The sequence below is a fragment of the Halomonas sp. H10-59 genome, assembly GCF_040070555.1.
Taxonomy (GTDB): domain Bacteria; phylum Pseudomonadota; class Gammaproteobacteria; order Pseudomonadales; family Halomonadaceae; genus Halomonas; species Halomonas litopenaei.
Map to the genome: position 1 here is coordinate 970,290 of NZ_CP098828.1, position 15,520 is coordinate 985,809.

11 protein-coding genes are annotated in these 15,520 nt (G+C 64.3%); 9 read left to right on the forward strand and 2 right to left on the reverse strand.

All coding sequences use genetic code 11. The features are described from left to right. Positions 1–16 precede the first annotated feature (16 nt). From NFG57_RS04440 to NFG57_RS04475, 8 genes are all read left to right on the forward strand, one after another. Positions 17–1,210 (forward strand): response regulator, encoded by a 1,194-nt coding sequence (locus tag NFG57_RS04440; RefSeq protein WP_348815478.1) that lies wholly within the window; start codon positions 17–19, stop codon positions 1,208–1,210. Beyond that, on the forward strand, positions 1,210–1,998 hold the full coding sequence (locus NFG57_RS04445; RefSeq protein WP_045994147.1) for a sulfite exporter TauE/SafE family protein: 789 nt from the start codon (positions 1,210–1,212) through the stop codon (positions 1,996–1,998). The genes NFG57_RS04440 and NFG57_RS04445 overlap by 1 nt, the downstream gene beginning before the upstream one ends. A gap of 121 nt (positions 1,999–2,119) precedes the next feature. Then, positions 2,120–2,923, forward strand: a complete 804-nt coding sequence (gene lgt / locus NFG57_RS04450) for a prolipoprotein diacylglyceryl transferase (protein WP_348815479.1) — start codon at positions 2,120–2,122, stop codon at positions 2,921–2,923. Positions 2,924–3,145: 222 nt separating this feature from the next. Then, a complete protein-coding gene (locus NFG57_RS04455; RefSeq protein ID WP_045994149.1) occupies positions 3,146–3,985 on the forward strand; it encodes a thymidylate synthase in 840 nt (279 codons plus the stop codon). After that, on the forward strand, positions 3,982–4,545 hold the full coding sequence (locus NFG57_RS04460) for a dihydrofolate reductase (protein WP_222515572.1): 564 nt from the start codon (positions 3,982–3,984) through the stop codon (positions 4,543–4,545). Before NFG57_RS04455 ends, NFG57_RS04460 begins: the two co-directional genes overlap by 4 nt. A 206-nt stretch (positions 4,546–4,751) precedes the next feature. Next, positions 4,752–6,263, forward strand: a complete 1,512-nt coding sequence (locus NFG57_RS04465) for a ProQ/FINO family protein (RefSeq protein ID WP_348815480.1) — start codon at positions 4,752–4,754, stop codon at positions 6,261–6,263. 491 nt (positions 6,264–6,754) lie between these two features. Then, on the forward strand, positions 6,755–7,912 hold the full coding sequence (locus tag NFG57_RS04470; protein WP_348815481.1) for a porin: 1,158 nt from the start codon (positions 6,755–6,757) through the stop codon (positions 7,910–7,912). Between the two features lie 102 nt (positions 7,913–8,014). Continuing rightward, entirely contained in the window at positions 8,015–9,184 is a 1,170-nt protein-coding gene (locus tag NFG57_RS04475; RefSeq protein ID WP_045994153.1) for a hypothetical protein, read from the forward strand. A 221-nt stretch (positions 9,185–9,405) separates the two neighbouring features. On the opposite strand, the gene NFG57_RS04480 is transcribed toward NFG57_RS04475, so the two are convergent. Next, positions 9,406–10,851: a catalase gene (locus NFG57_RS04480; RefSeq protein WP_348815482.1), complete on the reverse strand. Its 1,446-nt coding sequence runs from the start codon at positions 10,849–10,851 to the stop codon at positions 9,406–9,408. A 186-nt stretch (positions 10,852–11,037) separates the two neighbouring features. Here NFG57_RS04480 and NFG57_RS04485 point away from each other — a divergent pair, with 186 nt between their 5' ends. After that, positions 11,038–13,017, forward strand: a complete 1,980-nt coding sequence (locus NFG57_RS04485) for a diguanylate cyclase (protein ID WP_315900713.1) — start codon at positions 11,038–11,040, stop codon at positions 13,015–13,017. Positions 13,018–13,163: 146 nt separating this feature from the next. On the opposite strand, the gene NFG57_RS04490 is transcribed toward NFG57_RS04485, so the two are convergent. Continuing rightward, positions 13,164–15,518: a tetratricopeptide repeat protein gene (locus NFG57_RS04490; RefSeq protein WP_222515569.1), complete on the reverse strand. Its 2,355-nt coding sequence runs from the start codon at positions 15,516–15,518 to the stop codon at positions 13,164–13,166. Between the last annotated feature and the right edge of the window lie 2 nt (positions 15,519–15,520).

Genomic DNA, 15,520 nt, shown 5'->3' on the forward strand with positions numbered 1-15,520 from the left:
TTCAACAGGATGGAAGATGGAAGGCGACGATAGCAGGGATCGCTTTTGGCGCAGGCTGGTGATTCCCATCCTGTGGCCGGTGGTAGCCGCCCAGGGGGTGCTGCTGGCGCTGTGTCTGGTGCTGGGCGCCTCGCTGCACTGGCTGATGCCCGCCGCCGCCGGCTGGAGCACCACCCTGTGGATCGTCATGGGTCTGCTGGTGGGCACCACGCTCAACATCCTCGTCTTCCTGGTGCTGCTCAAGCATCGCCTATCCCGCGCTCAGCGTGACTTCGACAGCCTGCTCGAACGGGTCGAGAGCCAGTTGTCGCCACAACTCGATGGGCGGCACGAAGCCCCCTCGCCGGAAGACTCGCTGATGGAGCGAGTCAGGTGGCTGCTCGAGGCCATCGACGCTCGACCGAAGGCAGGCCAAAGACGGCGTGGCAGTCCGCCTGACGTCGAGAGCGGTGATGCGGTTTGGCTCGAAAGCCAGGTGGAAGTCAGAGCAGATATCGGAGTAGATAGCCGAGCAGAGAACACGCCGGATTCGCTGGGCGAGCCCAGCGACTGGGAGCACGAAAGCCGGCGCCTGGCCGCGGCGCTGTCCCGCGCCAGAGAAGAGTCGCGTCTGAAGTCGAGCTACCTGAGCCACGTCGGCAAGGCACTGGCGCCCTTGATCGCCGAGCTCGATCAGCTGATCAACCGGGCCGGCGACGGCGCCGAGCCCGAGGCGTTACGCCGACTGAGCGATATACGGTTGTTGCTCGACAACCTCGAGGACGGCACCGACACGGCGCCTGTGGCAGAGCCTTCCGAGTCATCGGCCGACGAAGCGACACCCAGGGTGCTGATCGTCGACGACGGTCCGGTCAACCTGATGCTGGCGCGGGAGGTTCTCGAGCGCCGAGGCGTCGAGGTGGTGACCGCGACCCGCGGAGAGGAAGCGCTGGAGCGGCTGGCGGCGGTTGCCGTCGATCTGGTGCTGATGGATATCGTGCTGCCGGATATCGACGGCGTAGAGACCTGCCGTCGTCTGCGCGCGATGGAGGCGGCGGATTCGGGCCGCCCGCGTGCGGTGGTGATCGCCCTGACCGCCAATGCCAGTGACCAGGACCAGGCGCGCTTTCAGCAGGCCGGCATGGACGCCTGGCTGGCCAAGCCCTATCGTCCCCAGGCGCTGCTCGAACTGCTCGATCACTGGTTGCCGCTGCCGACGAGGTCGGTCTGATGCTGGCGTCGCTGGTCTCTTATCTGGCGCTCGGCACCGCGGCGGGCTTCCTGGCCGGTCTCTACGGCGTGGGTGGCGGGCTGATCATCGTGCCCAGCCTGATGACGGTATTCGCGCTGCAACAGGTGTCCGGCGAGGTGGCCATGCACCTGGCGGTGGGGACCTCGCTTGCGACCATTGTGATCACCGGCGCCTCGTCCGCCTGGGGCCACTTTCGCCGGGGCAGCATTCGGCGTGACTGGCTGGTAGCGCTGCTGCCGGGGCTGGTGATGGGCGCCGTGCTCGGGGTGTTCGTCGCCGGCGCCCTGTCGGGTGGCCTGCTCGGCACGCTGTTCGGCGTCTTTCTGCTGCTGGTCGCCGCCAAGCTGGTGCTGGGGCGCTCGCCCAAGGCGGGGCGTCAGGCACCCGGGCGTGGCAGCATGGTCGTCGCCGGCGGTGTCATCGGCGGTGTCTCTGCCCTGTTCGGTATCGGTGGGGGGACACTGAGCGTTCCCTGGCTGATTCGCTGCGGTGCCAGCATGACCCAGGCGGTCGGTACCTCGGCGGCCTGCGGACTTCCCATCGCCCTGGTCGGCGCCGTGACCTTCATCGCGGTGGGCCTTGGTGATCCGCGTCTGCCCGATGGCGCCTTCGGTTTTGTCATGCTGCCGGCGCTTTTGGGGATTGCCCTGACCAGCGTTCCCTGTGCGCGGCTTGGTGTGCGACTGGCGCATCGGTTGCCCGCTCGGGTGCTCAAGCTGTCGTTCGCGCTGTTGCTGACGGTGGTGGGGCTCGGCTTCCTGCTGTAGCGAACCGTCGCCGCCGCTTGCTGTCCTATTGCCGCTGTGGCGTTTTTCTGGCGGTCATCCGCTTGTATAGCGCTACGTTACTCTCTGGTCACCTCGGTCACTTTCAGGAAATCTACCGACTATGCTGTCTTATCCCCAGATCGATCCCGTTGCCATCTCGCTGGGTCCGCTCCAGGTCCACTGGTATGGACTGATGTACGTGGTGGGCTTTGTCGCTGCCTGGTGGTTGGGCTGTCGGCGCGCCCACCGCATCGGCCTGACCCGGGACGACGTGGGCGACCTGCTGTTCTACGCCGCCCTCGGCGTGGTGCTCGGCGGACGCCTTGGCTACGCGCTGTTCTACGGGCTGGATCAGTGGCTCGCGGACCCGCTGTGGATCGTCAAGGTGTGGGACGGCGGCATGAGCTTCCATGGCGGCCTGCTCGGGGTGTTGCTGGCGGCCTTGCTGTTCGCCCGGCGCAAGAACCTGGCGTTCTTCACCCTGACCGACTTCGTCGCGCCGCTGGTGCCGATCGGCCTGGGGGCCGGGCGTATCGGCAACTTCATCAATCACGAACTGCCGGGCCGCGTCACTGACCTTCCCTGGGGCATGCCGTTCCCTGGCTACGGCCCCGAACCGCGTCATCCTTCCTCGCTGTACGAGGCGCTGCTCGAAGGCCTGGTACTGTTCGTGGTGCTGTGGTGGGTGTCGAGCACACCGCGACGTCGCGGCCTGGTCTCTGGTCTGTTCCTGTTGATCTACGGCTTGAGCCGTTTCGCCGTGGAGTTCGTGCGTCAGCCGGACCCGCAGCTTGGCTTCATTGCCCTGGGCTGGGTCACCATGGGCATGCTGCTTAGCCTGCCGATGATTCTGTTCGGCGTGCTGTTGGTGGCCTGGTCTCGCCGCCAGCCGGTGGATGCCAGTACCGCGCCTGCGGCCGGCTAGGCGCTGACGAGCCGCCGATGCATGATGCGGCCGCCTTGACCGCGCCCGGTTGGACACGCCCAAGAGGCTGCGTCACGCAGACCGGGCCCCGGTGGCCGCGCCAAGCTGGCCGCGCCAAGCTGGCCGCGTCTGGTATCGAAGCATGCCGAGCAGTACAATTGCCGGTTTTTCTGGTTTCGAGAAACCGTCCCGAATCCGTCACGACCAAGCGAGTGAATCCCGATGCCTGTTGATAGCGCTGCCGAAGCCACCGACCTTCCCGCCCTGGAGCAGCCGTATCTGGATTTGATGCGCAAGGTGCTGGACGAAGGTATCGAGCGTGACGACCGCACCGGCGTGGGCACACGCTCGATCTTTGGTCATCAGATGCGCTTCGATCTATCCCGCGGCTTTCCGTTGGTGACCACCAAGAAGCTGCATCTGCGGTCGATCATCCATGAGCTTCTGTGGTTTCTGAAGGGCGATACCAATATCGCCTACCTCAAGGAAAACGGCGTGCGTATCTGGGACGAGTGGGCCGACGAGAACGGCGACCTCGGCCCTGTCTATGGCTATCAGTGGCGTAGCTGGCCGGATCCTCGCGGTGGCAGCGTCGATCAGATCGAGACACTGCTCGACCAGCTTGCCACCAACCCGCGCTCACGGCGGCTGATCGTGTCCGCCTGGAACCCGGCGCTGGTGGACGAGATGGCACTGCCTCCCTGTCATTGCCTGTTCCAGTTTTACGTGGCCGACGGCAAGCTGTCCTGCCAGCTCTATCAGCGCAGTGCCGACATCTTCCTTGGCGTTCCCTTCAATATCGCAAGCTACGCGCTGCTCACTCGGATGATCGCCCAGGTGGCGGGTCTTGCCCCCGGTGATTTCGTTCACACCCTGGGGGATGCCCACCTTTATCTGAACCATCTCGAACAGGCCGAGTTGCAGCTGAGTCGAACGCCCACCCGGGCGCCTCGCCTGGAGCTGGAGCCGTCGGTGGATAACCTGTTCGACTTCCGTTTCGAGCACATCAGCATCCACGACTATGAACCCCATCCCCATATCAAGGCCGAGGTAGCGGTATGAGCAGCGCCGACAATGCGAGCGAAGGCCAGGATCTGGCGAGGCTCGACACCTTCGTGCCGGTGGCGATGATCGCCGCCATGTCGCGTAACCGGGTCATCGGGGTCGACAACCAGCTGCCCTGGTACCTGCCGGAGGACCTCAAGTTCTTCAAGCGCATGACCCAGGCCAAGCCCCTGGTGATGGGACGCAAGACCTTCGAGTCCATCGGCCGTCCGCTGCCCAACCGGCTGAATATCGTGGTCACCCGTGACACCTCCTTTCATCACGATGGCGTCAGGGTCTGTCACGACCTGGCCAGCGCGATCGAACTGGCCGACCGTCAGGCCACCATCGAGGCCGCCGAAGAGATCATGGTCATGGGCGGGGCTCAGATCTACGCCCAGGCCATGCCGATCGCATCGCGGCTCTATCTCACCGAGGTGGATGTCGATATCGAAGGTGACGCCCACTTCCCGGCGCTTGAAGGCGACTGGCAGGAAGTCGCCAGCGAAGCCGGCTCGCCGAGCGAAGGCCAGCCCGCCTACCGCTTCGTTCGCTACGAGCGTTCAGCCGAGAGCTGAAGCGCCTAATGCCTGGTTGCGGATTTGCGGTAGTCGCCACGGGACGAAATTGGCGTCTTGCAGGTGACACGATGACCGTCGCCGAGCGGCGACAATTGCGACATCGCAAGCCCTGGCACAGACTGTGGCGACAACCCTGACAACAGCGGGGCGTGACCGGAGTCACCCCTGCAACGCGGCATTTTGCTGAGCCTGGAGGAGTCGACGTGATCGAGACACACGCAGAACACCCGTTGGAGGCGCTCGAGCAACGCACGGCGACGCTATTGGACGGACTGCGTGAGGGGCGTCGGCGCGAGCGGCAGCTGTCCAGCGAGCACCAGCGTATGGCCGACGAGCGCCGGCGCTTGGTCGAGGAGTGCGAACGGCTGGCGTCGGAGCGAGAGCGGTTGAGCGCTGAGCTGAACGCCGAATTGACCGCCGCCCGAGAGCGTCAGCGCGAGCTTGAGTCGCAGCTTGGCAGCGCCGTCGAACGCAGCGGACAGCTCGAGACGGAGCTTGAGGCACTGCGCGCCGAGCGCCAGGCGCTGTTTGAAGAAAACAGCGAACTGACCGAGGAAAATCGCGAACTCGACGAACAGAATCGTGAACTCGAGGCCCACAACGCCAGGCTGCGTGAGCGCGTCGAACATCCCGAGGCCGAGCCTCAGTCCCCCGCCTTTGTACGTCCCAAGCGACGCGCCCAGGGCCTGGCTGCATTGATGCAGCATCGCCCGCGTCATGCCAGTGATGATCAGTCAGCCGACGAGACAGGCGATCGGACGACTGAACAAGCAGCCGACCAGGCCTCTGACCAGACAGCGGCTTCCACAGCCGCTGAGCAAACCGAGCAAGCCGACAAGACATCTGCCGAGCACAGCGGTGAGCAAACCCCTGTCCAGTCTCCTGAGCAAGCCTCTGACCAGGATGCTGAGCGAGATGGCGAGCCGGCCGGCGAGGTCGCTTCGGCTGTAACGGCCAGCGAAGCGTCCCCGGACCCGTCCACTGACGCGACGGTGTCATCCGACGGCTCTCGGTCGCAGTCAAGCCAACAAAGCCAAGGGGCGCCTTCCAGGGACGCTGACCTCCAGGGTGATACATCCGAAGCGACGGCCTCCGACGAGGCTGGCCGCCAGGGGGATCTGGCCATCGACAAGGCGCCGTCTCCCCAGGCGCTGTTGGGTGAGTGGTACCAGCGCTATGACAAGACCTTCTTCAAGGGCCACACCCGTCCCTTGAAGGTGGGCATCCACGAGGACCTGGCGGCCAGCGAGCCCTGGCCCGAGAAGCTGGTGCGGCGGGCCCTGGCCTGCTACGTCAACCTGCCGCGGTATCTCAAGTCGGTCAGGGAAGGCGCCGAGCGTATCGATCTGCAGGGCGCGCTGGTCGGGGCGGTCGATGCCCAGGCCGCCGAACACGCCAAGCGCAAGCTGGACCGCCTGCAGGCGGAGCAGCAAGGGCGCGGCAAGGTGTCGCAGCGGCGCAGCGGCCAGGGCCGGCGGCGCGCTGGCGCAGGCAAGGGCAATCAACCCCAGGGGGCATCAAAGGCCGACCCGCAGCCCCATCGGGAAGTCGAGAGTGAACAGAGCAGCCGCACGGCGATGTCACAGGGGCGCGCCTCGCATCTCCACCAGCCGCAGAACGAGTCCAGGCACCAGCCTCATGGCCACGACAGCGAGGAGTCGCGGCTACAGCGCAAACTCGACGCCCTGATGGCCCGCCACAATGGTAGTCACTGACCGCGCTCCCTGGGTGTGGTCGTTGTCTGGGCGCTTTATGCCTGGTCCTGATGTGTAGCCGCCGCCGTTGACGACTGTCGACAGTGTTCAACCCAGCTGACTTGAAAGCGTCACATCAGCGGGGCATGATGTAGTCGCCATGCCCGGCGCAGCATTCTATGCAGAATCGGTACGAGGTTAGCGAACAATGTTCGTTAAGTCGGTTTTTCCGGTTCCAGCGCTGGCGGCGCCTTCGCAGGGATCGGTGTCGAATCGAGGGGCAGCGGGAACGAAAACAGTGTTTTTTTCTTGTTGCGCTCCTGAGAATCCCGGTATATGGTTGCCCTTGCGAGCATTGGACTATAACAAGGCTTCGCCGCTGTCAGGCTCGCTGCCTCGGTTCCCTGCCAGGAACCACAAGGCCAGAAAAACGAGCCGGCAATGACCGGCAAGCCAAGGCTGCCAAGTGCAGCAACGATCGAAACAGCAAGCTAGTCAAAAGGAACTCAGCAATGAAAAAGACACTGTTAGCGACTGCCATCGCCGGTGCTGCCGCCTTTACCGCTGCAGGCGCCCAGGCTGCCACCGTCTACAACCAGGACGGCACCAAACTCGACATCTACGGCAACGTCCAGATTGTCTACGCCGGGGTGAAGGACGAAGACGGTCACTCCCGTGACGAGATTGCCGACAACGGTTCTACCTTCGGCTTCGCCGCTGAGCACGTCATCTACAACGGTCTGATCGGCTACGCCAAGATCGAAATCGACGACTTCAAGGCCGACGAAATGAAGGTTGCTGGTCGTGATGCAGGCGACACCGCCTACATCGGCCTGAAGGGCAACTTCGGTGACGCGCGCATCGGTTCCTACGACTCCCTGCTGGACGACTGGATCCAGGATCCGATCTCCAACAACGAATACTTCGACGTCTCCGACTCCAACACCTTCAAGGGTGCTCCGGGTGAAGACGCCGATGACGCCAGCGTTGTTGCCGGCGATCCCGAAGGCGACAAGATCACCTACACCTCTCCGGTCTGGGGCGGCTTCCAGTTCGCTCTGGGTACCCAGTACAAGGGTGACGCCGAGAACGAAAACCTGACCGACGGTGGCGAAGCCTCCATCTTCGGTGGTCTGAAGTACACCATCGGCGGCTTCTCTGTCGCCGGTGTCTACGACGACCTGGGCATCTACGACATCGAAGACCAGTCTGTCAGCTACCTGTCCACTGACGTGGCTGCTGACGGCACCGTCACCACCACTCAGAACAACGTCACCATCGACGACGAAGATCTGGGTGATCAGTACGGTGTCACCATGCAGTACCAGTGGGACAGCCTGCGCGTCGCCGTCAAGTACGAGCGCTTCGAGTCTGACAACGACTTCCTGAAGGACGCTGACTACTACGCCATCGGTGCCCGTTACGGCTACCTGAACGGCATGGGTGACGTCTACGGCTCCTACCAGTACATCGACTTCGGTGGCAGCGGCTTCAGCGACTTCGACAGCGCCAACGATGACGAGAACGACGACGACAACGTCAACGAGGTTGTTGCCGGTGTGACCTACAACATCTCCGACGCCATGTACACCTACGTGGAAGGCGCCGTGCGTGACCGTGACAACGACCAGGGTGACGGCTACGCCGTGGGTCTGACCTACCTGTTCTAATCCGACAGGTTTGACCCCCTAGCGTTGGAACGCTATAAACGAAAGCCGATCCTCCGGGATCGGCTTTTTTTCTGCTCTCAATCGGCAAGCATGTGAGGATCCATGAAAGACGTCACCCTACCCGCGGCGCTGCTGGCGCTTGGTGTTGCCCTTGCAGGTACCACCGTACAGGCTTCCGACAGTGCCATGACCGAGCGCTTTCGCGAGGAAAACCGCCAGCTCGATCTGACCGGCTTCTTCAAGCCGGAGAGTGACGCCCGCAGCCAGAGCTTCATGTTCGGATCCCCCCATGCCCACGACTTCGAGGTGGAAGAAGAAGGCGTCTACCGCTTCGAGAGCCGCGTCAGCGCAGGCTACGAAGACAGCTACCAGATCGATGCGGTGCTGATGGATGATGCCGGCAATGTGATCGCTCGGGGCGAGGGCTACGGCCAGGACGGCGGTCTCCAGTTGGAGAGTCGCCTGACGCCTGGCATGTACGAGCTGCAGGTCAAGGGCACCCGCTTTGGCCGACGCGGCCGCGCCGGCGACGGCTACAGCATCGCCGTGGTGGGTCTCGATGATCGCGGTAATCGTATCGAGGTGGATGATGGCACGGGTCTGCAGTTCGTGGGCTCGGATCGTGACGGAAGCCAGAGCGCCTTTGTTACCAGTCGTGACGCCGTGGTCACCCTGGGTAGTCAATCCGGTGCCTCCGGGGCCGCCGCGACTCAGTCTGCCGCAGCCCAGTCCTCCAGCGCAGCAGCGACTTCTGCGTCTGCCTCCTCCGCAGCGGCAGCAGGCGAAGTGGCCTCAAGCGCAGGTGCCTCGGCGGCCACCACGGCGTCCACGGCCGGGGTGGCGGGTTCCTCCTCGGCGGCCGGTGCCACAGCAGGTGCAGCCGCCGGCGCTGGCGCGGCAGCCAGCGTCAGCGGTAGTGCAGCGCGCAGCGATAACCCGGATGAGCGTCAGGTGCAGAGCGTCAAGACCGACGTCAAGATTCGCGCTCGTGGTGAGGTACTGAGCTTCAACGTGGCCGAGCCGAGCAGCGTGCGTATCACCACCTCGACCTTCCCGCCGGGCGACGAAGACACCTATCGCCTGACCATGGAGGTGGCCGATTCCTCCGGGCGTATCGTCGCCGAGGGCGAAGGCCAGGGCTTCAACGGCAACGTCGATCTGACCACCCAGCTGGACCCGGGCATGTACCATATCCGGGTCGCCGGTCAGAAGTTCGGCAACGCCCAGGACGGCCCCAACAACTACGAGCTCAAGGTCGTGCTCGACAACTGACTATCGCGAGCGACGTATCGTCGCGAGTGGTGACAACAGGACGGGCCCTTCGGGGCCCGTTTTTTTGTGCAAGACGTTGGCCTCTGGCTGGCGTTGTCGCCCGACAAGCCGAACGACGCCACCACGGTGGACACAAAAAAATACCCCCGCCTTTAGGCGGGGGCATGGGGACGTGCTGTTACAAGTTAGCAAGTCACTGCTAGAGGGGCTGCGTCGTTGGCTCAGTCACCGACCCTTGCGATGGCCTCACGCACACCGGCAGCGTACTCCGGGTGGCACTTCTCGAAGTGGCCGAGCTGACGCTCCTTGATAAAGTCCGGGACACCCTGCATATGCCGGGCGATATTGCCGAACAGTCGCTCCCGCTGCTCCGGGCTCATCAATTCGAACAGGGCGCGAGGCTGTGCGTAGTCGTCATTGCCTTCGCGGTGGTCGTAGCGCCAGGCGTCGCCTTCCAGCGGCAGCGGCGGTTCCACTACGCTCGGGTCCTCGGTCGGTCCATCGAAGGAGTTGGGCTCGTAGTAGGCGTCGCCGTTTTGCTCTCCGTTGGCGAAGAAGCGCATCGGGCCGTCCTTGTGGTAGTGGTGGACCGGACACTTCGGCTGGTTGACCGGCAGCGCCTCGTAGTGGGTGCCGAGGCGGTAGCGGTGGGCGTCGGCGTAAGAGAACACCCGTGCCTGCAGCATCTTGTCCGGCGAGAAGCCGATGCCCGGCACCTTGTTGGACGGTGAGAAGGCAGCCTGCTCGATCTCGGCAAAGTAGTTGTCGGCGTTGCGGTTGAGCTCGAAGTAGCCGACCTCGATCAGCGGGTAGTCGCCATGGGGCCACACCTTGGTCAGGTCGAAGGGATTGAACGGCGCCTGCCTGGCCTGTTCCTCGGTCATCACCTGGATAAAGAAGTTCCAGCGCGGGTAGTCGCCGTTTTCCAGGGCGTTGTAGAGGTCTTCCTGGGTGGTCTCGCGGCTCTTGCCCACCACCTGTTCGGCCTCGGCATCGGTAAAGTGCTTGTGACCCTGGGCGGTGCGGAAGTGGAACTTGCACCACACGCGCTGGTTGTCGGCGTTGATCAATGAGTAGGTGTGGGAACCGTAGCCATTGATGTGACGAACGTCGGTGGGCAGGCCACGGTCCGACATCAGCATGGTCACCTGATGCAGTGACTCTGGCGACAGCGACCAGAAGTCCCAGGCCGCGGTGGCCGAGCGCATGTTGGTGCGCGGGTGGCGCTTCTGGGTATGGATGAAGTCCGGGAACTTGGACGGATCACGGATAAAGAACACCGGCGTATTGTTGCCGACCACATCCCAGTTGCCTTCCTCGGTGTAGAACTTCAGGGCGAAGCCGCGCACGTCACGCTCGGCGTCCGCCGCACCCTGTTCGCCGGCCACGGTGGAGAAGCGGGCCAGCATCGGCGTCTGGCTACCCGGGGTGAAGACCTTGGCCCTGGAGTAGCGGGTGATGTCCTGGGTGATGGTCAGGGTGCCGTGGGCGCCCCAGCCCTTGGCGTGGACGGTGCGCTCGGGGATGCGCTCGCGGTTCTGGTGAGCGAGTTTCTCGAGAAGCTGGTAGTCCTCGAGCAGCAGAGGTCCACGGGGGCCCGCACTCAGGCTGTTCTGGTTGTCACCGATGGGGGCACCGGCGCTGGTGGTCATTGTCTTGCGGGTCATGTGGCGTCTCCTGCTCTTGGTCTGGTCCGATATAAGGTATAGACCGCTGTCGATGAAGAACAATCGAACCTTTCTATTTCGTTTATAGGAAATGGATGTTTAGCGTTACTATTTATGCTATTCACGATGCATGTAACGTATTTCGCACCACCGCCACCGGCGGTTCGACCCTGAAGGAAAGCCTTCGTGCCCAAGCTGTGCAGATTTGTCGCTTCGCTCTCGCTGCAACTGAGAATGATGACTGGCCTGGCGATGACCTGGGTTGTCGTGGTGACGATCCTGCTGGCGTGGGGCTGGTACACCGGCAAGGACCTGGTGCGTGAGGTGAACTTTTCTCACCTGCGTTACGAGACGCATCTGATCGCCGATGAGGTGACCGAAGAGATCGAGACCCGCCTGGCGATGCTTGAGCGGGTGGCGTCCAGACACTCGAGTGGCGCGTTGCTCGATCCCGGCGGTGGGGTGTTGAAGGACAACAGCGTACTGCTCGAGCTGTTCGACGGCCTGGTGGTATTCGACGGCGACGGCAGGGTGGTCACCGATTGGCCGGTGACACCTGGGCGCGAAGGGCTCGATATCAGCGATCGCGAGTACTTCAGTTTTTTGCGCGAGGTCGAGCGGCCCTACGTCAGTGACCCCATCTATGGACGTATTACCGGGCTTCCGCTGGTGCTGTTGCTGGTGCCGCTGAAGGGCGACGACGGTCGTTTCATGGGGGCTCTGGGAGGCGTGGTCGAAGTTCACTCGGGCGGTATCTTCCGACGCTTGAGCCGGGTCCGGCTGGGTAACGAAGGCTACGCAGCGGTGTTCAGCGCCTCAGGCCAGGTGCTCTACCACCCTGACCGCCAGCGCGTGATGGGGACGCTGGGAGACCTTTCCCACAACCCGGCCCTGGACCTGGCCCTCGATGGCTGGGAGGGCGAGCGTTATGGACCTACGGTAAATGGCGAAATGACCTTTCAGGCATACCGGCAGGTGTGGCCGGCGGACTGGATCGTCGGCGTGTTCTTGCCGGAAGGCCAGGTATTGGCGCCCTTGTGGGGCTTGCTGAAACGCCTTAGCTGGGTCGGGGTGGGTATCGCGCTATTGCTGCTGCCGCTTCTTGGCTGGATGGTGTGGCTGCTGCTACGGCCGCTTTACCAGTTGCAGTCGCAGATCGCCCAGGTAGGCAAGGGGCTGCGTGGTCGCGTCTCGCTGGGTACCGAGATGAAGGAATTGACCCAGGTTGCCGAGGCATTCAATGCCGTGGAGGTCGAGCGAAACCGGGCGCTGAATGATCTGCGCGGACGTCAGGCGTTCCTCGACAGCGTGCTGGCGTCCTCGCCGGTGGGCATGTTCGTGACCGACACCCAGGGTCGCATCACCTACATGAATGACGCCCTGGCCCAGTTGACCGGTCGTACCATGAAAGGGCAGGACCGCTATGGTTGGGTCCAGGCGATCCATGCCGAGGATCGCGATGCGGCGATCGAGCTGTGGCGCTACAGCATGGCCTCAGGGAAGGACTTTCTGCGTCAATACCGCTACTGGCGGGCCGATGGCGAGCTTCTATGGCTGGAGGTTCACGCCAGCCAGGTCGCCATCGATACCGAGGTGATTGGCTTCGTCGGTACCGTCAAGGACATCACCGCCCGTCGTCAGCAGGAGGCAATACGTCAGTGGGAGGCCGAACACGATCCCCTTACCGGCCTCTTGAACCGACGAGGCTTCGAGCGTCGCCTCGAAGAGGCCATGGCGGACTGGCGCAAGATGGCCAAGCCCTCCGTTCTGATGCTGTTCGACCTGGATCGGTTCAAGCCGATCAACGATGAGGGTGGCCACCCGCTCGGTGACGAGATGCTGCGTCGCATCGCTCGGGAAGTCGGCCGCTGTGTTCGCAGCAGCGATCACGTGGCTCGCCCGGGCGGCGATGAATTCGCGGTGCTGCTGCCAAGTTGTACGCTGGCCCAGGCGCAACGTATCGGCGAAGACATCCTGACAGCGATCAACGACACCTGTGTGGTCCACGAGGGGCGTGAATACCATGTCACCACGAGCCTCGGCATCACCGAGTTTCGTGAAGGCGATGCCGATATTCACACTCCCATCGAACGTGCCGATGCGGCCAGCTATGCGGCCAAGCGCCAGGGGCGCAATCGCCTGGTGGTGGACGAGAGCGAGGCGTAAGGCCGGCCGCACCGACGACACCACCGACGTCCCCACCGCCAACTTTCAGTCTGTCGCATCAGCGCCTGGGCGTCGTCGGTCGACGACCGATGACCCCCAGGCACTTTTTCATCCAGGCCGAAGGGGGCAGGGCATCTTCAGGGATGCTATTGATTGCCGCGTAGCTGGCGCTCCAGCTGTCCCAGCCGTGGGTCGTCCGGACGAAGTCGGCGCAGCTCGGCCAGGGCCGACAGCGCCTGGGGGATGCGCCCGCTGGTGGCGTTGACGTAGACCAGGGCGTAGAGCAGGTCGGGATCTCCGGGTGCCTGCCGGCGTCCCTGCTCGAGCGCCGCCAGGGCCTCGTCCTTGCGTCCCAGGCGATCCAGCATCAGTCCGCGGTTGTAGTGGGTGCGGGCGTGGTCCGGGCGCCATTCGGCGGCCTTCTCGAGCCAGGACAGGGCCTCTTCCATCCCACCCTCTTCTTGCATCCCTCCATCCTCTGCCAGCGACAGTGCCAGCAGGTAGGCCAGGTGGCCTCGATCCGGCGTGGGCATGCCATCGAGGGCGATGCCGTCCTTCAGCAGTGCTCGGGCGTCCTGTTGGCGGCCTTCGGCGCTGAGCTGGGTGACCAGGTTGGCGCGGGCCGGCAGGAAGTAGGGGTCCATCGCCAGTGCCGCACGATACTGTTGCTCGGCTTCGTCCTCGCGTCCGGTGCGCGCCAGCAGTACCGCCAGGTTGAGGCGGTTGCCGGGCAGGTCGGCGTTCTGCTCCAGGCGCCGCTCGTAGTCGCGACGTGCCTCCAGAAAGGCTGCACGACGCTCTTGTGGCATGACCATCAACGAGGTGCCGGCCAGCGCCTTGACCGCCTCGTCGCGGACCGCCAGGCGTTCGTCATCGATCAGTGGAAGCAGCAGCTCGACCCTGGCGCCTTCGGGGGCCTGGGCGAATACTGGCGCTGCGGCGGCGCGGACCAGTGGGGACTCGTCTTGCAGCGCCTGCTCAAGCGTCGGCAGGGCGTCGCCGGCAAAGGGGGTGAGCTCGCCCACCGCGGTGGCGCGCACAATGTCAGGAGTATCGTCATCCTCGATCAGCGCCTTGAGGTAGTCCGGCGCTTCAGGGCGGCCCAGGCGGGCCGACTGAAGCGCCACACCGTAGTGGGAACGACTGGCGCTGCGGCTGTCGTCACCGAACCACTCACGAATCTGCGCCGCGGCGTCGGCGGGTGACAGGTCCTGGTGGCAGCCGGTACAGGCGTCGGGGCTACCGGTGGCCTCGGCGAGATCCGGGCGGGGCACCCGGAAGCTGTGGTCGCGACGCGGGTCCACCACCATGTAGGTGGTCTCGGGCATATGGCAGCTCACGCACTGGGCGCCTTCGCTGCCGGGGGTATGGTGATGGTGCTCGGGACTGTCGTAGTTGTTGCGCTGCATGGTCGGGAAACGCGGCGGAGGCGCCGGGTTGTGGCACTGCAGGCACAGGCCGTTGCCCTCGATCTTTACCTCGCTGGTATGCGGGTCATGACAGTCCACGCAGCCGACACCCTGCTGGTACATGCGGCTCTGGGTGAACGAGCCATAGACGTAGACCTCGCCCTGGATCTGGCCGTCGGCGTGGTACATGCCCTCGCCCAACAGGCTTGGCAGGGCGGCATCGGTCAGCGGAGCACCATGTACCGGGCCCGCGCCCAGCATCTGGCGGCGACTGTGGCAGCGAGCGCACTGCTCGACCATCTCGGGGGCGTCCATGTCGGCGAGATCCAGGGCAAGGCCCATATCGCCGGCTGAGGCGGGAGAGGATGCGGGAGCGTCTTCGTCGGCCTGCCACCGGGCCGCCCAGCCCAGGTGATCCTGGGCGGGGCCGTGGCAACTCTGGCAGCCGACACTCTGCTCGTGCCAGGTGGTGGCGAAGCTGTCGCTTTCAAGATCGTAGTGCTTCTCGAGGTTGGTCGAGTGGCAGTCGGCGCACATGGCGTTCCAGTTCTGGTAGCGCCCGCGCCAGTGCAGGGGGTCATCCGGGGTAAACGCCTGGCCCGGGTAGAGCGAGAACCAGCGCTGTCCGCCTTCGTTGGCGGGGCGCGAGTCCCAGGCGATGGTCAAACTCTGCAGTCGTCCCCCTGGCTGCTCCACCAGATACTGCTGCAGCGGGCGTACGCCGAAGGTGTGGCGGATCTCGAAGGTCTCGGCGGGGTCCTGGGGGCCTTCCAGGGTCGCCAGGAAGGTATCGCCTCGGCGGTGAAAGCGTGCCTTGACCTCGCCATCCTCGAAGCTGGCGTCGTCGAAGTCGCCCAGTACATTGTCGGGGGTGGCGTCGCGCAGCGCCCAGGCGTGGTCGGAATCCTGCCATGCCTGGGTCTCGGCCTCGTGACAGGAGGCGCAGCTTCCTTCGGGGGCGTAGCCCTTGGCTTCGGTGGCCGTCGTCGGGGGCGTTCCCTGGGGCGTTCCCTGAGGCGTCTGGGCAATGCTCTCCGGTGCGGCCAGCAACCCCGCCATCAGGGCCATGGCAAGCGCTGGTGCCGATACCATCG